Source organism: Streptomyces thermolilacinus SPC6, from assembly GCF_000478605.2.
In the GTDB taxonomy this organism is placed as follows: Bacteria; Actinomycetota; Actinomycetes; order Streptomycetales; family Streptomycetaceae; genus Streptomyces; species Streptomyces thermolilacinus.
Window position 1 is genome coordinate 5,952,433 of the sequence record NZ_ASHX02000001.1, and the last position, 16,643, is coordinate 5,969,075.

General features: G+C 73.3%; 17 protein-coding genes. 13 read left to right on the forward strand and 4 right to left on the reverse strand.

Annotated elements, in window-relative coordinates; genetic code table 11:
* Nucleotides 1-69: 69 nt before the first annotated feature.
* Nucleotides 70-1,005 (reverse strand): M56 family metallopeptidase, encoded by a 936-nt coding sequence (locus J116_RS25850; protein ID WP_023589981.1) that lies wholly within the window; start codon nt 1,003-1,005, stop codon nt 70-72.
* A 178-nt stretch (nt 1,006-1,183) separates the two neighbouring features.
* Here J116_RS25850 and J116_RS25855 point away from each other — a divergent pair, with 178 nt between their 5' ends.
* Both J116_RS25855 and J116_RS25860 read left to right on the forward strand, forming a co-directional pair.
* The gene (locus J116_RS25855; protein ID WP_028964532.1) at nt 1,184-1,852 is read left to right on the forward strand and encodes a DUF5134 domain-containing protein; all 669 of its coding nucleotides are present in this window, start codon (nt 1,184-1,186) and stop codon (nt 1,850-1,852) included.
* 72 nt (nt 1,853-1,924) lie between these two features.
* Nucleotides 1,925-2,473, forward strand: a complete 549-nt coding sequence (locus J116_RS25860) for a GNAT family N-acetyltransferase (RefSeq protein ID WP_023589983.1) — start codon at nt 1,925-1,927, stop codon at nt 2,471-2,473.
* Here J116_RS25860 and J116_RS25865 read toward each other — a convergent pair.
* Nucleotides 2,457-5,090, reverse strand: coding sequence for an ATP-dependent Clp protease ATP-binding subunit (locus J116_RS25865; RefSeq protein WP_023589984.1), 2,634 nt, complete (start codon nt 5,088-5,090; stop codon nt 2,457-2,459). The genes J116_RS25860 and J116_RS25865 overlap by 17 nt on opposite strands.
* A gap of 302 nt (nt 5,091-5,392) precedes the next feature.
* Here J116_RS25865 and J116_RS25870 point away from each other — a divergent pair, with 302 nt between their 5' ends.
* From J116_RS25870 to J116_RS25885, 4 genes are all read left to right on the forward strand, one after another.
* The gene (locus J116_RS25870) at nt 5,393-6,790 is read left to right on the forward strand and encodes a DUF6421 family protein (protein ID WP_023589985.1); all 1,398 of its coding nucleotides are present in this window, start codon (nt 5,393-5,395) and stop codon (nt 6,788-6,790) included.
* Between the two features lie 107 nt (nt 6,791-6,897).
* Complete coding sequence (locus J116_RS25875; protein ID WP_023589986.1) at nt 6,898-7,656, forward strand: SDR family NAD(P)-dependent oxidoreductase; 759 nt, start codon at nt 6,898-6,900, stop codon at nt 7,654-7,656.
* Nucleotides 7,653-8,732 (forward strand): threonine aldolase family protein, encoded by a 1,080-nt coding sequence (locus tag J116_RS25880; protein ID WP_023589987.1) that lies wholly within the window; start codon nt 7,653-7,655, stop codon nt 8,730-8,732. The genes J116_RS25875 and J116_RS25880 overlap by 4 nt, the downstream gene beginning before the upstream one ends.
* Nucleotides 8,733-9,013: 281 nt before the next feature.
* Complete coding sequence (locus J116_RS25885) at nt 9,014-9,706, forward strand: B3/B4 domain-containing protein (RefSeq protein WP_023589988.1); 693 nt, start codon at nt 9,014-9,016, stop codon at nt 9,704-9,706.
* Between the two features lie 112 nt (nt 9,707-9,818).
* Here the strand turns inward: J116_RS25885 and J116_RS25890 are convergent, their stop codons facing one another.
* Nucleotides 9,819-10,532, reverse strand: a complete 714-nt coding sequence (locus J116_RS25890; protein WP_023589989.1) for a lysophospholipid acyltransferase family protein — start codon at nt 10,530-10,532, stop codon at nt 9,819-9,821.
* 274 nt (nt 10,533-10,806) lie between these two features.
* Here J116_RS25890 and J116_RS25895 point away from each other — a divergent pair, with 274 nt between their 5' ends.
* The 5 genes from J116_RS25895 to J116_RS25910 all read left to right on the forward strand — a co-directional run bounded on the left by J116_RS25895 (nt 10,807) and on the right by J116_RS25910 (nt 13,886).
* Complete coding sequence (locus tag J116_RS25895; RefSeq protein ID WP_023589990.1) at nt 10,807-11,163, forward strand: TlpA family protein disulfide reductase; 357 nt, start codon at nt 10,807-10,809, stop codon at nt 11,161-11,163.
* Between the two features lie 62 nt (nt 11,164-11,225).
* The gene (locus J116_RS31550; protein ID WP_361983050.1) at nt 11,226-11,306 is read left to right on the forward strand and encodes a putative leader peptide; all 81 of its coding nucleotides are present in this window, start codon (nt 11,226-11,228) and stop codon (nt 11,304-11,306) included.
* Nucleotides 11,307-11,358: 52 nt separating this feature from the next.
* Nucleotides 11,359-11,886, forward strand: coding sequence for a flavin reductase family protein (locus tag J116_RS25900; protein WP_023589992.1), 528 nt, complete (start codon nt 11,359-11,361; stop codon nt 11,884-11,886).
* A gap of 191 nt (nt 11,887-12,077) precedes the next feature.
* Nucleotides 12,078-12,863, forward strand: coding sequence for an electron transfer flavoprotein subunit beta/FixA family protein (locus J116_RS25905; protein WP_023589993.1), 786 nt, complete (start codon nt 12,078-12,080; stop codon nt 12,861-12,863).
* A gap of 60 nt (nt 12,864-12,923) precedes the next feature.
* The gene (locus tag J116_RS25910) at nt 12,924-13,886 is read left to right on the forward strand and encodes an electron transfer flavoprotein subunit alpha/FixB family protein (protein ID WP_023589994.1); all 963 of its coding nucleotides are present in this window, start codon (nt 12,924-12,926) and stop codon (nt 13,884-13,886) included.
* Between the two features lie 216 nt (nt 13,887-14,102).
* Here the strand turns inward: J116_RS25910 and J116_RS25915 are convergent, their stop codons facing one another.
* On the reverse strand, nt 14,103-14,300 hold the full coding sequence (locus J116_RS25915; protein ID WP_028964533.1) for a hypothetical protein: 198 nt from the start codon (nt 14,298-14,300) through the stop codon (nt 14,103-14,105).
* A gap of 169 nt (nt 14,301-14,469) precedes the next feature.
* On the opposite strand from J116_RS25915, the gene J116_RS25920 reads away from it, so the two are divergent.
* Both J116_RS25920 and J116_RS25925 read left to right on the forward strand, forming a co-directional pair.
* On the forward strand, nt 14,470-15,183 hold the full coding sequence (locus tag J116_RS25920) for a MerR family transcriptional regulator (RefSeq protein WP_023589996.1): 714 nt from the start codon (nt 14,470-14,472) through the stop codon (nt 15,181-15,183).
* A gap of 86 nt (nt 15,184-15,269) precedes the next feature.
* Nucleotides 15,270-16,568 carry a DUF6986 family protein gene (locus J116_RS25925; protein ID WP_023589997.1) on the forward strand — a complete coding sequence of 433 codons (1,299 nt, stop codon included), beginning with the start codon at nt 15,270-15,272 and terminating at the stop codon, nt 16,566-16,568.
* The last annotated feature ends 75 nt before the right edge of the window (nt 16,569-16,643 follow it).

The window sequence follows — 16,643 nt, forward strand, 5'->3', positions numbered from 1 at the left end:
GGCCGGATCTGCCCCTCGCGCCACGAGCCGCCCGGACCCGCGGCCGGCCCCTCTCCGCCTCCCCGGCGCTCAGCCCAGCGCGCTCAGCCCCGGCGCCAGAGCCACCAGCAGCGGCACCGCCGGGACCAGGGCGGCCGCGGCCGTCAGGCGCAGGCGCCGTCCGGGGGTGAGCCGGGGCTCGGCCGTCAGCAGGCGCGTCACCCGCCGCGGCACCTCCGCGTGGGGCGTCGGGCAGGGCCCGAACACGCCACGGTCCTCGTTCAGCCCGACCAGCGCCAGCGCGATCGTCAGCCGCCCGAACCGCTTGGACGCCGAGTCGTCCGCCGCCAGCTCCACCAGCCGGTGCATCTCCGCGCGGAACGCCGCGAACACCGGGACGCCGGGGAAACCGGACGCCAGCGCCGCCGCGCAGTACAGCAGCCAGTCGTGCCGCGCCCGCGCGTGCCCCTGCTCATGGGCGAGCACCGCGTCCAGCTGGCGCCCCTTCAGCCGCCGCAGCGCCGCCGTCGTGATGATCAGCCGCGGCCGCGCACCCGGCAGCCACCAGGCGCCGGGCCGGTCGCCCTCCAGCAGCACCAGCGGCCCCGGAGCGGGCTCCTCGCCCGGCAACTGCGGCACCCGCACCAGCAGTTCGGCGCGCTGGCGCCGCCGCCGCGCGCGGGAGTCCCGTACTTCGCGGGTGAGCATCGCCCCGGTCCACAGCCCGCCGCACGCCAGCAGCACCGCGAGCGTCGCCGACCACGGGCCGAGCGCCCCCAGCGCGTACGCCTCCACGACCCCGGCGGGCGCCGACGCGAACACCCGGCCGCGCACCTCGTGCCAGGCGGCCGCCGCGCTGAACGTCATCGACAGCGCGAAGCTCAGCAGCACCGCGGCGACGACGCACTGCCACACCCACAGGGCGACGATCGGCTCACGCTCCGGCCAGTCGGCCCGCGCGAGCAGACGCGGGGCCACGACGGCGACCAGCACGCCGAGCGCGAGCAGCGCGAGGGAGACCCACATGGTCTCAGCCTATGAGCGCGGCACCGCTCATAGACAGAGGCGAAGACGGAAGTGACGCACGCCACGGCCCGGATCGGTAAGCGGGCGGTGATTTCGCCCGTCCGCGCACGGCGCCGACAACCGTGCGCGACCGGCCCGCTGCCGCGTGCGCGCCGCGCCCCGTGGGCATCCTCCCGTCGTGGCGGGGTGGCTGCTGGTGGCGCTGTGCGGGGTGACCGGGCTGTACTGCCTGGCGCGGCGGCGCCGTTGCGAGGGGGCCGGACGCGAGGCGGTGATGGGCCTCGGCATGGCGGTGATGGGCCTGCCCCCGGCGGTGTTCGCGCCGCCCGGGTGGTGGTGGGCGGTGTACGCGGCGGTGTTCGGCGGGGAGGCGGCGCGGGCCGTGTGGAAGCTGCGGGGCGGCGGGCCGCGCGGGCACCACGTCCACCACCTGGTCGGTTCGCTGACCATGGTGTACATGGCGCTGCCGACCGGTGGCGCGGTCCAGGGGGCGCACGGGGCGCACGGGGGTGGCGGGGTGCCCCTGCTGACCGGTGCGCTGCTCGCGTACCAGGCGGTGTGGGCACTTCGCGCGGGCGCCCGACTTGCCCGGGCCCCCGTACCGACAGCCGCCCCTCTCCCCGCGGCGACGGCGATCCCGGCCCCCGCACCCCCGGCTGTCCCCGCCCCCGCCCCGGCATCTGCGCCGGACCTCACCAGGCGGCCGGGCAAAGGCCCGGGCAAAGGCCCCGGCGGGCGGCCCGGCGAAGGCCCGGCAAGAGGCCCGGGCGCCGCGCCGGAGGCGGTCGCCGGGTGCCGGGTGGTGATGGCGGTCGCCATGCTCGTGATGCTGGCGGCGATGCCGTGACGCCGACGGCGATGCCGGGACGAGCGCGCGTTAGGGTCGGGGACGATCGCACGCGAGGGGAGAACGCTCACGATGGACACCGCACCGTTCCGGGACGCGACGGAGACCTACCGCGACGCCGTGGAGGCGGACGTGCCCGCGCTCGTCGCCCTCGTGGAGTCGGCGTACCGGGGCGACGCCAGCCGCGCCGGGTGGACTACGGAGGCGGACATCCTGGACGGGCGGCGGACCGACCCGGACGGCGTCCGCGAGGTCATCACCACGCCCGGCTCCAGGCTCGTCGCCGTCGAGCGGGACGGCGAGCTGGTCGCCTGCTGCCAGCTGGAACGGCGCGGGGACGCCGCGTACTTCGGCATGTTCGCCGTGCGGCCCGGCCTCCAGGGCGGCGGGCTCGGGCGGCGCGTGCTCGCCGAGGCGGAGCGCATGGCCCGCGAGGAGTGGGGCGCCCGCGAGATGCACATGACGGTGATTTCCGTACGGGACGAGCTGATCGCCTGGTACGAGCGGCGCGGCTACCGCCGTACGGGACGGATGACCCCGTTCCCCTACGGCGACGAGCGATTCGGCGTGCCGCGCCGCGACGACCTCCGCTTCGAGCTGCTGGTCAAGGAACTGGGCTGATCCCCCCGGCCGGTTCGGGCGCCGTGTCAGGACCGGCGCCCGGCTCCGTACGGAAGTCCAGCCGCCCGTCGGCCACGTCCACCCGGACCCGGCCGCCCGCGGCGAGCCGCCCGTCCAGCAGGAGGCGCGACAACTCGTTGTCCACCTCGCGCTGGATGGTGCGGCGCAGCGGACGGGCGCCGTACTCCGGCTCGTAACCCCGCCGCGCCAGCCAGTCCACGGCGTCCGGGGTGAAGTCCACGCCCACGTGCTGGGCGCGCATGCGGCGGCGGGTGTCCTCCAGCAGCAGGTCGGTGATCTGCCGCAGCTGCGTCTCGGCGAGGCGGCGGAAGATGACGATCTCGTCGATGCGGTTGAGGAACTCGGGCCGGAAGTGCTCGCGCAGCGGGCGCAGCATCCGGTCGCGGGCGGCCTGTTCGTCGCCCGCCGTCTCCGCGCCGAAGCCGAGCACGCCCCGGCCGGTGCCGATGGCCTCGGAGCCGAGGTTGCTGGTCATCACGATGACCGTGTTCTTGAAGTCGACCGTGCGGCCCTGTGCGTCGGTGAGCCGCCCGTCGTCCAGCACCTGGAGCAGGATGTTGAAGACGTCCGGGTGGGCCTTCTCCACCTCGTCCAGGAGCAGCAGCGAGTACGGGTGCCTGCGCACCGCCTCGGTGAGCTGCCCGGCCTCCTCGTGCCCGACGTATCCGGGCGGGGCGCCGACGAGTCGGCTGACGGTGTGCCGCTCCTGGAACTCGCTCATGTCGAGCCGCACCATGCGCTCCTCGCTGCCGAACAGGGCGTCGGCCAGCGCGCGGGCCAGCTCGGTCTTGCCGACGCCGGTCGGGCCGAGGAACAGGAAGCTGCCGATGGGGCGGCGCGGGTCGGCGAGCCCCGCGCGGGAGCGCAGGACCGCCTCCGAGACGGCGGCGACGGCCTCGTCCTGGCCGATGACCCGTTCCCGCAGGTGCTGCTCCAGGCCGAGGAGCCGTTCCTTCTCCTCCTGGGTGAGGCGGCTGACGGGGATGCCGGTCTGACGGCTGACGACCTGCGCGATGTCCTCGGCGGTGACCTCCAGGACCCGGTCGTCGCGCATGACGGGCTCGCCGCGGCCCGCCTTGATGCGGTCCTGGATCTCCTGGACGCGGTCCCGCAGCTCCGTGGCCCGCTCGTACTGCTCGGCGGCGACCGCCTGGTCCTTGTCGCGGACCAGCTGCTCCACCTCGCGCTCCAGGGCCCGGACGTCGGTGTCCTGGGAGCGGGCGCGCAGCCGCACCCGGGCGCCCGCCTGGTCGATCAGGTCGATGGCCTTGTCGGGCAGGAACCGCTCGGTGAGGTACCGGTCGGACAGTTCGACGGCGGCGCGCAGGGCGTCGTCGGTGTAGCGGACCTGGTGGTGCGCCTCGTACCGGTCGCGCAGCCCGCGCAGGATCTCCAGGGCGTCCTCGGGGCTCGGCTCGGGGACGAGGATGGGCTGGAAGCGGCGGGCCAGGGCGGCGTCCTTCTCGACGTAACGCCGGTACTCCTCCAGCGTGGTCGCGCCGATCACGTGCAGTTCGCCGCGGGCGAGGGCGGGCTTGAGGATGTTGCCCGCGTCCATGGAGCCGCCCTCGGAGCCGCCTCCGCCGCCGCCCGCGCCGACGACCGTGTGCAGTTCGTCGATGAAGAGGACCAGCTCGCCGGAGTGGTCGCGGACCTCCTCGATGATGGCGTTCATCCGCTCCTCGAAGTCGCCCCGGTAGCGGGTCCCCGCGACGACGCCGGTCATGTCGAGGGCGACGACCCGCCGCCCGGCGAGCGTGTCGGGCACGTCCCCGTCGGCGATGCGCTGGGCGAGGCCCTCCACGACGGCGGTCTTGCCGACGCCCGCGTCGCCGACGAGGACCGGGTTGTTCTTGCCGCGCCGGGACAGGACCTCGACGGTCTGCTCGATCTCCTGCTCACGGCCGATGACCGGGTCGATGCGGCCCGCGCGGGCGACGTCGGTGAGGTCGCGCCCGTACTTGTCGAGGGTCGGCGTGCCGCGCTGCGGAGCCGGGCGCTGGTCGGCGGCCGTGTTCTCCCAGCCCCCCGACGAACCGCCGCGCTGGGCGGGCCTGAGGTGCGAGGGGCCCGGCGGGCCGGGCACGGACCCCGGGTCGAACCGGGCGGCCCGCAGGATGCGCCCGGCCGCCGAGTCGGGGTTCGCGGCCAGGGCGGCGAGGACGTGCTCGGGCCCGATGTAGGAGGCGCCGATGTGCCGGGCCAGGTCGTGGGCGTCGAGCAGGGCGCGCTTCACGGCCGGGGTGACGGCGATGCGGGCCTGCGGCGGGCCCTCCCCGGCGGTGCGGTCGATCTCGGCCGCCAGCTCGTCGGGGTCGGCTCCGGCCCGGACGACCAGGTCCCGCGTCGGCTCGGTGTCGAGCGCGGCGCGCAGCAGGTGCTCGGTCTCCAGGTCCGCGCTGCCGTGCTCGGCGGCGTACGTGGCGGCGTCGTCCACCATGCGGCGGGCCGGTTCGCTCATCATGCGCGCGATGTCGATGTACCGGGGGCCGCGCCGGGTCGCCGAGGAGGCCGGGGTGCCCCCGAACAGGCGGGCCAGAAACTCACTGAACGGGTCGGGGCCGAAGCCCTCGGGTCCGAGGAATCCATTGCTCATAGATGACCGTCCCAGTTGTCCCAGTCCGTCACTGTCGTAGCCGTCCGTCGCTGTTCGTCCAGGATTCACACCTGCCACGGCAGAATCCAGCCACGCGGGTTCCCTCAGCGGTGCCCGTTACACAGTGCCGGGTGCGGGGATCGCGGAGAGTGCGGGATGTGACCGTCCCGACGTCGAGGGACGGGAAAAACGGCGGTGAGCACGGGGGTGGCGCAGGATAATTTCCACCAGGCCCCCTTGTGGTGAAGAACCGCAGATGGATACGGTGCCTTTACGCGAGGTTCTCCTGTGGAGGAAGTGAGATGACGGAAATTCTTGTGCAGGATGCAGTCGGTGGCGAGCTGTCCACCGATGTCCGGGTGGTGGATCACCCCGCATGGCCGCAGCTCAAGAATGCCGTGGAGGAGATCCGCGTCTGGCAGTCCGCCGACGGCTCGATCGACTTCGACGCCGAGGGCGCCCCGGCCCGCACGGACGCCGACGCCGTGCTCGACCGGATCGTCGCGGCCGTCGAGCGGCTCTCCCCGCTGCTGCCGCACGGCGCCGACTATCACCGGGCGCTCGTCGCGGACCTGCGCAAATGGGCTGACGGCGGCTACGGCGTGCCGGACTTCCTCGACTCGCTGATGACGTTCCACCCCGCCGCCGAGCGCGTGGACGGCCGCCAGCACCTCGTGGTGTTCCCCATGTACACGCAGAACGGCAACCCGGACCGCAACCTGGAGGCCGTCGTCCTGCGCATGGTGTGGCCGGAATGGCTCGCCGACCTGGAGGCCACCCGGTACGACAACCCGCTCTTCTGCGGCATCACCTTCGAGGACTTCACCTCGGGCTACGACACGAACTCGGCGGTCCTGTTCCCCGAGACCGTCGCCGTCCGCGAGGCCCCCGAGCGCTTCACCTGGGGCGGCATCTTCTGCGACCGCGAGGCCGCCCGCTTCCGCCGCGTCACCGAGGCCGCCGTCGAGGTCCTCGGCGTCGAGCTGCCCGCCGACATCCAGGAGATGCTCGGCGACCAGCAGCGCTGCCAGGAGGCGTTCGTCCTGTGGGACATGGTCCACGACCGCGCCCACAGCCACGGCGACCTGCCGTTCGACCCGTTCATGATCAAGCAGCGCCAGCCGTTCTGGATGTACGGCCTGGAGGAGCTGCGCTGCGACCTCACCGCCTTCAAGGAGGCCGTCCGCCTGGAGGCCGAGGGCAACCGGCACGGCCGTGACGTGCAGTACGCCGTGCTGTTCGACCGGATGTTCCGCTTCCCGGTCACCGGCGACCGCGTGCGCAACTACGACGGCCTGGGCGGCCAGCTGATGTTCGCGTACCTCCACAAGCACGACGTGGTGCGCTGGACCGACAACACCCTGCACATCGACTGGCAGCGGGCCCCCGAGGTCACCAACCAGCTGTGCGCCGAGATCGAGAAGCTGTACCGCGACGGCATCGACCGCCCCAAGCTGGTCCACTGGTTCGCCGCGTACGACTTCGTCTCCACCTACCTCGCCCCGCACCCCGGCTCCCGCTGGGCCAAGGGCCCGGACGCGCTGGACGTCTCCCAGCCGCCGCGCAAGCTCGTGGACGACGTGCTCCCGGACGAGTTTCCGCTGAGCATGTTCTACGAGGCCCTCTCGAAGAAGCTGAAGTCCGTGATCGCCTCCACCAAGGGCATCACCGCCGAGGACGTCGAGAAGGCCGCCGCGTGAGCGAGCGGCACACCGCGGGTACGACCGGTACGGCCGGGACACCCGGGACACCGGGCACGCCCGGTACGAGCGGTACGCCTGGTACGCAGACGGAGGAGACGAACACCATGACCAGCAACGGCAACGGCGGACCGCTGGACGGCGCCGTCATCGCGGTCGCCGGAGCGGCCGGCCCCGCGGGCCGCGCGGCCCTGCTGCGGCTCGCCGAGGCGGGCGCGACGGTCGTCGGCGCCGACGCCGACCCGGGGCGCCTCGCCGAGGCCGTCGACGCCGCCCGCTTCGCCCACGGCGGCGCCACCGTCAGCGGCGAGACGGTGGACCTGCTCGACCTGGCCGCGACCCGCGACTGGGCCGACAGGACCGAGAAGGAGTTCGGCCGGATCGACGGCCTGGTCCACCTCGTCGGCGGCTGGCGCGGCGGCAAGACCTTCGCGGGCACCGACCTCGCCGACTGGGAGGTGCTGGAAAAGCTGCTCGTCCGCACCGTCCAGCACACCTCCCTCGCCTTCCACGGGGCGCTCGGCCGCAGCGACCGCGGCCGGTACGTGCTGGTCAGCCAGTCCGGCGCGAGCAACCCGACCGAGGGCAACGCCGCGTACGCCGCCGCCAAGTCCGCCGCCGAGGCGTGGACCCTCGCGCTCGGCGACTCCTTCCGCAAGGCGGGGGGCGAGGACGGGCCGAACGCCGCTGCTGCCATCCTGGTGATCAAGGCACTGGTGCACGACGCGATGCGCGCCGAGCGCCCGAATGCGAAGTTCGCGGGCTTCACCGACGTCAAGGACCTGGCCGACGCCATCGCCGGCGTCTGGGACCGGCCCGCCCAGGAAGTGAATGGACAGCGCCTGTGGCTGACCCCCAAGCCGTGACCCCGGCGTTCCCCACCCGTACCGACGCCCGTCGTCACCACGACCCGTCGGTACGGGGCTTCGCCAGCGACAACTACGCGGGAGCGCACCCCGAGGTCCTCGCCGCGCTGGCCCTCGCCAACGGAGGCCACCAGATCTCCTACGGAGAGGACGACTACACCGACCACCTCCAGCGGGTGATCCACAGCCACTTCGGCCCGACCGCCGAGGCGTTCCCGGTGTTCAACGGCACCGGCGCCAACGTCACGGCGCTCCAGGCCCTGGCGGACCGCTGGGGCGCGGTGATCTGCGCCGAGTCGGCCCACATCAACGTGGACGAGGGCGGCGCGCCCGAGCGGATGGCCGGCCTCAAGCTGCTCACCGTGCCCACACCGGACGGCAAGCTCACGCCCGAGCTGATCGACCGGCAGGCGTTCGGCTGGGACGACGAGCACCGGGCCATGCCGCAGGTCGTCTCGCTCGCCCAGAACACCGAGCTGGGCACGGTCTACACGCCGGACGAGATCCGGGCCATCGTCGACCACGCCCACGGCCTGGGCATGAAGGTCCATGTCGACGGCGCCCGGCTGGCCAACGCGGCCGCGTCGCTGAACGTGCCGATGCGCACGTTCACCAACGCCGTCGGCGTGGACGTCCTGACGCTCGGCGGCACCAAGAACGGCATGCTCTTCGGCGAGGCGGTCGTCGTCCTCGACCCCGAGGCCGGCCGCCACATGAAGCACCTGCGCAAGATGTCCATGCAGCTCGCCTCCAAGATGCGGTTCGTCTCCGTGCAGTTCGAGGCGCTGCTCGCCAAGGACCTGTGGCTGCGCAGCGCCCGGCACGCCAACGCGATGGCCCAGCGCCTCGCCGAGGGCGTCCGGGCCGTGGACGGCGTGGAGATCCTGTACCCGGTGCAGGCCAACGCCGTCTTCGCGCGCCTCCCGCACGAGGTGAGCCTGCGCCTTCAGAAGCGCTTCCGCTTCTACTTCTGGGACGAGGCGGCGGGGGACGTCCGCTGGATGTGCTCGTTCGACACGACGGAGGACGACGTGGACGCGTTCCTCCTCGCCCTCAAGGAGGAGATGTCCCGCTAGGGACAGCCCTCGCGAAGTCCCGTCCGCCGGTACCACCAGGCGGGCGGGACTTCGCGCGTCATGTCACGGGCCATGCCGGACACCGGGGCTCAGACGGGGCGTACGGCGGTGACCGAGGCAGTGCTAGCGGAGCGCCGGGGCCATCGGATCCGAGGATGTGCGTCAGGGGTGGCGTGGGTCACCGCGCGAGAACGTTGGTGCAGCGCGATGGACTGCGCGGTACTGTATGGAGTACCGAGGTCACACCCGGAAGACCTGCTCGCGGAACCGAACGGCGGAACATGAACCTCACGCTCACCGTCCACGACGACGTGCGCCTCCTCGTGCCCGGCTTCACGTACCTCGCGGTCGAGGCGCGCGGCCTGGTCAACGGGCCCAGCGACACCGCGAGCGGCGCGCTCCTGGACGACGCCGCGCGCCGCCTCGCCGAGCGTCTCGACGGCCGCGCCCCGCACGAGGACCCGCACATGGCCGCCTGGCGGGCCGCCTACACGGCGTTCGGCGCCAAGCCGTCCCGTACGCGCAACTCCGCCGAGGCCCTCGCCCGGCGCGCCCTCGCCGACGGGGGCCTGCCGCGCGTCAACCGGCTGGTGGACGCGTACAACGCCGTCAGCGTCGCCCACCTGATCCCGGTCGGCGGGGAGGACGCGGACCACATCCGGGGCGGGATGAGCCTCGTACGGGCCGTGGGCGACGAGCCGTTCGCCACCGCCGCCGCAGGCGCGGACGTCGTGGAGCACCCCGAGCCGGGCGAGGTCGTCTGGCGCGACGACGAGGGCGTCACCTGCCGCCGCTGGAACTGGCGCCAGGGCACCCGCACCCGGCTCACCGACACGTCCGTGAACGCGCTGTTCCTGCTGGAGAGCCTCGCCCCGATGAGCCGCGCCGAACTGGAGGCGGCGGGCGCGGAGCTGGCCGAGTCGCTGGAGAAGCTCAGCCCCGGCGCCCGCGTCACCGTCCACGCCCCCGCCTGAGCCGCCACCGCGAACGGGCGCGCGCCCCGTGGGACGCGCGCCCGGCGCCGTGCGCCGCGAACCCGCCGTCCGGGACGTCGGCGCGCGGCTCAGCGGACCGCCGTACGGCAGGTCAGCGCAGCTCCGCCGCGGTCGGCGCCGTACCGCCCAGGTGCGCCGGCACCCACCAGGTGTCCTCCGCGTCCTTGGGCCGCACCGGGTACGCCCGCTGGGCGGCCTCCAGCAGCTCCTGCACACGCTCGCGCAGCCGCCGCGTGATCGCCCCGGCGTACTGGTCCGTCGGCGCCTCCACCGGCTCGCCCACCCGGATCGTCACCGGGATGTGGCTGCGCCTGAAATTGCGGGGACGGCCCTTGGTCCACAGCCGCTGCGTGCCCCACAGCGCCATCGGGATCAGCGGCACCCCGGCCTCCTGCGCCAGCCGCGCCGCGCCCGACTTGAAGCTCTTGAGCGTGAACGACTGGGAGATCGTGGCCTCGGGGAACACCCCGATGACCTCCCCGGAGCGCAGCGAGTCCAGCGCGTGTCGGTAGGCCGCCTCGCCCTGCGTGCGGTCCACCGGGATGTGCTTCATGCCCCGCATCAGCGGGCCGGAGATCTTGTGGCGGAACACCGAGTCCTTCGCCATGAACCGCACCAGCCGCTTCTGCGGCCGGGCGGCGAGACCGGTGAAGATGAAGTCGAGATAGCTGATGTGATTGCTGACCAGCACCGCGCCACCGGTGCGCGGGACGTTCTCCGAACCCTGAATGTCGATCTTGAGGTCGAGCGCCTTGAACATCGTGAGCGCGGCGCCGATGACCGGCCGATAGACGAGTTCTGCCATCTGGAGAACACCCTTCTTTCGTCTGCCTGGGGAGGGTCCTCCCGGCGGAAGTTACGCAGCCGTAGGTATGCGGCTTGGCCCGATGCTGCCCCATATACCGCGTACAGGCCAGTCCGAACGTCCCTGAACGGCCGGAAATCGGCGAGATACTCATCACGTCACCGCTGCGTGCCCCTCGCCGGGGAATCACCACGGGCCCGTACGACGCTGTAGGGGCGGGACGGATCGCCGGTCACACGACCGGCCGTCGAGGGAGAGAAGAGGGGCGGCAGCGGTGCGGGACGACGAGGAAGAACGGAACGGACGGGCTCTCCGCCCCGGCGACCTGGGCGCCGAGCTGGGGGAGCGGGCCACCCTCGTGCACTTCTCCACCGCCTTCTGCCAGCCCTGCCGCGCCACCCGCCGCACCCTCGCGGAGGTGGCGGGCATGGTCGGCGGCGTCACCCACGTCGAGATCGACGCCGAGCGGAACCTGTCCCTCGTCCGGGACCTCGGCATCACCGCCACGCCCACCGTCCTCGTCCTCGACGCGGCCGGCCGGATCGTCCGCCGCGCCGCGGGACAGCCGCGCACGGCGGATGTGATCGCCGCGCTCGGCCGGGCCCTCGAAACCCCCGCTGACCGGCCGTGACGCTGATCGCATCTGCCCGTGCGGCCTTGACGGGGACCGCCGCGCGTCGTCAGGCTGGCGCCGTGCCGTACGAACTCCTTCTCCACGGGCGGGTCCACGTCGATCTCGCCCGTCAAGCGAGCGCGCTCTGTCCGGGTGTCTGAGCAGCCAAGGACCCCAGCCCCGCGCACGCACCTCCCGCAGAAGGACAACTCCATGACGGTCACCCACGATCTCCGCGCCGGTACGCAGGCGGCGGCCCCGGCCCCCGCCGGGCCCGATCTGCTCCGCGCCGCCTTCCGGCGGCACGCCGCCGGTGTCGCCGTGATCACCGCCCCCGGCGCCAGGCCGGTGGGGTTCACCGCCAGCTCCCTCACCTCGGTCTCCGCCGAACCGCCGCTGATCTCGTTCGGCATAGGCACCGGTTCGTCGAGCTGGCCCGCCGTCGCCGCGGCGAGCCATGTCGGTGTCCACCTCCTCGGCGAGGACCAGAGCGAGCTTGCCGCCACCTTCGCCCGCAGCGGCGCCGACCGCTTCGCCCCGCCCACGCGCTGGACCACCGGACCCGAGGGCGTGCCCCTGCTCGACGGCGCCCTCGCCTGGCTGGTGTGCCGCGTCGTCGGCCGCGTCCCGGCCGGGGACCACCGCATCGTGGTCGCCGAGGTGACCGGCGGCGACGCCACCGCCCGCGAGGGGCGGCCGCTCCTGTACCACCACGGCCGCTTCAACGCTCTGAGGGACTGAGGAATCCCGGTTACTCAGCGTTGGCAAGGTCACAGTTCAAAGCGCTTGCTCAGCGGGAAGCCTCCCGGTGTACTGACGAGTAATATTTTCGTGCGGGGCGGCCGCCGCCCCGGGCGCAAACCGCCCCATCAGGCGCCTATGCTGCGTGCAACAAGGCAGCCCAGTAATGACGATGCAGTAGGAGAGCCGGCGTGAGCTTGAGGATCGTTGTCTGTGTGAAGTACGTGCCCGACGCCACCGGCGACCGGCACTTCGCCGATGACCTGACCGTCGACCGCGACGATGTCGACGGCCTGCTGTCGGAGCTGGACGAGTACGCGGTCGAGCAGGCGCTTCAGATCGCCGAGGACGCGGACGACGCTGAGATCACCGTGCTCACCGTCGGTCCCGAGGACGCCAAGGACGCCCTGCGCAAGGCGCTGTCGATGGGCGCCGACAAGGCCGTCCACGTCGAGGACGACGACCTGCACGGCAGCGACGTCATGGCCACCTCCCTGGTCCTCGCCAAGGCCATCGAGAAGACCGGCTACGACCTGGTCATCTGCGGCATGGCGTCCACCGACGGCACCATGGGCGTCCTGCCGGCGATCCTCGCCGAGCGCCTCGGCGTCCCGCAGGTCACCCTGCTCTCCGAGGTCTCCGTCGAGGACGGCGTCGTCAAGGGCCGCCGCGACGGCGACGCCGCGACCGAGCAGCTGGAGGCGTCCCTCCCGGCCGTCGTGTCCGTGACCGACCAGTCCGGCGAGGCCCGCTACCCGTCCTTCAAGGGCATCATGGCGGCCAAGAAGAAGCCGGTGGAGTCCCTGGACCTGGACGACCTGGACATCGACGCCGACGAGGTCGGCCTCGAGGGCTCCTGGACCAAGGTGGACTCCGCGGCGGAGCGCCCGGTTCGCACGGCCGGCACGATCGTCAAGGACGAGGGCGAGGGCGGCAAGCAGCTGGCCGAGTTCCTCGCGAGCCAGAAGTTCATCTAGGGCTCGCGCAGAGCCACCGACAGCCCGCTTAAGACTTCGCATTCGCAGGAGAGCATTCCCATGGCTGAAGTTCTCGTCTACGTCGACCACGTGGACGGCGCCGTCCGCAAGCCCACCCTGGAGCTGCTGACGCTGGCCCGCCGCGTCGGCGAGCCCGTAGCGGTCGCCCTCGGCTCCGGCGCCGAGGCCACCGCCGCCACCCTCGCCGAGCACGGCGCGACCCGCGTCCTCACGGCCGACGCCGCCGAGTTCGCCGACTACCTCGTCGTCCCCAAGGTCGACGCGCTCCAGGCCGCGTACGAGGCCGTCTCCCCAGCCGCCGTGCTGGTCCCGTCCTCCGCCGAGGGCAAGGAGATCGCCGCCCGCCTCGCGGTCCGCATCGGCTCCGGCATCATCACGGACGCCATCGACCTGGAGGCCGGTGACGAGGGCCCGGTCGCGACGCAGTCCGTGTTCGCCGCCGCGTTCACCACCAAGTCCCGCGTCTCCAAGGGCACCCCGGTCATCACGGTCAAGCCGAACTCGGCCCCCGTCGAGGCCGCCCCCGCCGCGGGCGCCGTCGAGGCCCTCGCCGTCTCCTTCTCCGAGAAGGCCGCCGGCACCAAGGTCGTCTCCCGCACCCCGCGCGAGTCGACCGGCCGCCCCGAGCTGACCGAGGCCGCGATCGTGGTCTCCGGCGGCCGCGGCGTCAACGGCGCCGAGAACTTCGCGCTCATCGAGGGCCTGGCCGACTCGCTCGGTGCCGCCGTCGGCGCCTCCCGCGCCGCCGTCGACGCCGGCTGGTACCCGCACACCAGCCAGGTCGGCCAGACCGGCAAGTCGGTCTCCCCGCAGCTGTACATCGCGACCGGCATCTCCGGCGCGATCCAGCACCGCGCCGGCATGCAGACCTCGAAGACCATCGTGGCCATCAACAAGGACCCCGAGGCCCCGATCTTCGACCTGGTCGACTACGGCGTCGTCGGCGACCTCTTCGAGGTCGTCCCGCAGCTGACCGAGGAGATCAAGACCCGTAAGGGCTGATCCCCGACACGCACACGGCCGGGGGCCGCGCGGTGGATCGATCCACGGCGCGGCCCCCGGCCGTCGTCGTACCCCCTGCCCCTTGGCCTCGCCTCCCTCCGACGGATGCCGCCCACTCGTACGACCTCGCGTCCGGCGGGGCCGGACAGGCCTCGGCCGGACGGACCCGCTTGCACTGGCCCGCGCCCCCGCGGGGGCGCGGGCCTCAGCCCCGTCTCAGACCTCCTCGTCGGCGGTGAGCCGCCATGTGCCGACCTCGCGGTACTCCGAGTCGTACACGGCCGACGCGTCGCCGGGCCGCAGGTCGTAGTGGTGGAGGTTGCCGCCCCAGTAGCGCAGGATGCGGCCCAGCTCCCGCACCGTCGTCTCCTTCGGCTGCGCGTCGTCCACGGCGACCTCGAGCACGAACTTCACTGCTTCTCCCCTCGGGTTCGGAAAAACGGGTCTGCTCGGCCCCGGCGCCGGACCTGCCATCAAGTGTTTCACTGAACTGCTACCAGGCACTTGCGCCGCCTCCTCGCTGGCCGTCGGTGCGAAATGCCGGGAAAGTCTCAACTGGGCAAGAGGAGAAAGGGGGCGGCGCGTGGGCGACCGGCTGAAGGCGGCGGACCTCGCACGGTCCGCCGGGATCTCCGTACAGCAGCTGCGGACGTACGTCGAGACGGGGCTGCTCCCGCCCGTCGAGCGCACCCCCGCCGGGTACCGGGTCTTCACCCCCGTCCACGCCGACGCGCTCGCCGTCGCCCGTGAACTGGCCGCCGGGCACGGCTGGGGCACCGCCCGCGCCGTCATGGCGGCCGTCCACACCGGCGATCTGGAGAACGCGCTCGCCGCCCTGGACGCCGGGCACGCGCGGCTGGACCGGGAGCGCGCCGAACTCGCCGCCGTACGGGAGGCCATGGGCGCCGTCCTCGCCGGGCGGGTGCCGCCGCCCGCCGCACCCCGGCAGGGGCTGCGCATCGGCGAGGCCGCCCGCGCCGTCGGCGTGAAGCCGCCCGTCCTGCGGCTGTGGGAGGCGCGCGGCCTGCTGCGGCCGGGCCGTGAACCGGCCACCGGGTACCGGGTCTACGACCGCGCCGAGCTGCACATCGCGCGGGTCGTCGCCCTTCTGCGCGAGGGGCACCACCCGCTCGCCTCCATCGAGGCCGTCCTGCGCGAGCTGCGCGCCAACGGCAGCCCCGACCGCGTCCTCGCCGCACTGGACACCCGCGCGGGCGACCTCCACCGGCGCAGCCTCCGCCGCCTCGCCGCCTCTGCCGCCCTCCACGGCTACCTGCGCCGCCTCGGCCACCATTGACGGGCACCCATCACCCCCGATAGCTTCACCATGCGGATTGTCGATTCCGTCAAGCGGAAACACTGAGCGTGTGGAGGGTGCGGGAAATGGGTCAGCAGGAGCAGGTCGCGACAAGCCTCGCCGGTGCGGTCAGCGAGGGCATCAGCGCCTCCCTCGCCACGGTGGACGCCGAGCTCGCCCGCCGCTACCCCGGCGACCCCGGCACCCGCCAGCCCGTCCACACCGTCTACGTCCCCGGCGACGCCTTCGCCGCCGACACGATCCGCTCCTGGGGCGACCGCGCCCTCGCCGCCCTCGACGAGCACGCCCCGGACGCCGCCGCCCTCGCCGCCGTCCTGGGCCTCCCCGACGAGCTGGCCGAGCCCGTCCACGCGCGCGTACGGGCCAAGCTGGAGCGGGAGCCCGTCGAGGACCTGCGCGTCGACTTCGAGGACGGCTACGGCGGCCGCACCGACGCCGACGAGGACCGCGACGCCGCCCGCGCCGCCCGGCTGGTCGCCGAGGCGTACCGCGACGGCACCGCCGCCCCCTACACGGGCATCCGCATGAAGTGCATGGAGGCCGCCGTACGGGACCGGGGCATCCGCACCCTCGACATCTTCCTCACCGGCCTCATGGAGGCGGGCGGCCTGCCCGACGGGCTCGTCCTCACCCTCCCCAAGGTCACCTATCCGCAGCAGGTCACCGCGATGGCGCGGCTGCTCGACGAGTTCGAGGAGGCGTGCGGCCTCGCGCCCGGCCGGATCGGCTTCGAGATCCAGATCGAGACCAGCCAGGCCATCCTCGGCCCCGACGGCACCGCCACCGTCGCCCGCATGATCGACGCCGCCGAGGGCCGCGCCACCGGCCTCCACTACGGCACCTTCGACTACAGCGCCTGCCTCGGCGTCTCCGCCGCGCACCAGGCCAGCGACCACCCGGCGGCCGACCACGCCAAGGCCGTCATGCAGGTCGCCGCGGCCGGGACGGGCGTCCGCGTCTCCGACGGCTCCACCAACGTGCTGCCCGTCGGCCCGACCGCCAAGGTCCACGACGCCTGGCGCCTCCACTACGGCCTCACCCGCCGCGCCCTGGCCCGCGCCTATTACCAGGGCTGGGACATGCACCCCGCGCACCTGCCCACCCGGTACGCCGCCGTGTTCGCGTTCTACCGGGAGGGCCTGGAGCCCGCCGCCGCCCGCCTCGCCGCGTACGCCGGGCAGGTCGGCGGCGACGTGATGGACGAGCCCGCCACCGCCAAGGCGCTCAGCTCGTACCTGCTGCGCGGCATCGACTGCGGCGCCCTCGACACCGCCGAGGTCGCCCGCCTCACCGGCCTCACCCGCGCCGACCTCGACCGGTTCGCCGCCCCCCGGCGCGGCGACCTCACCGGTACGAACCAGTGACGTGCCGGTAGCCGTCCGGGCCGAACGGCCCGCCGCCGCCCCGTAATCCGTACGCGATCACGACGGCGTACAGAA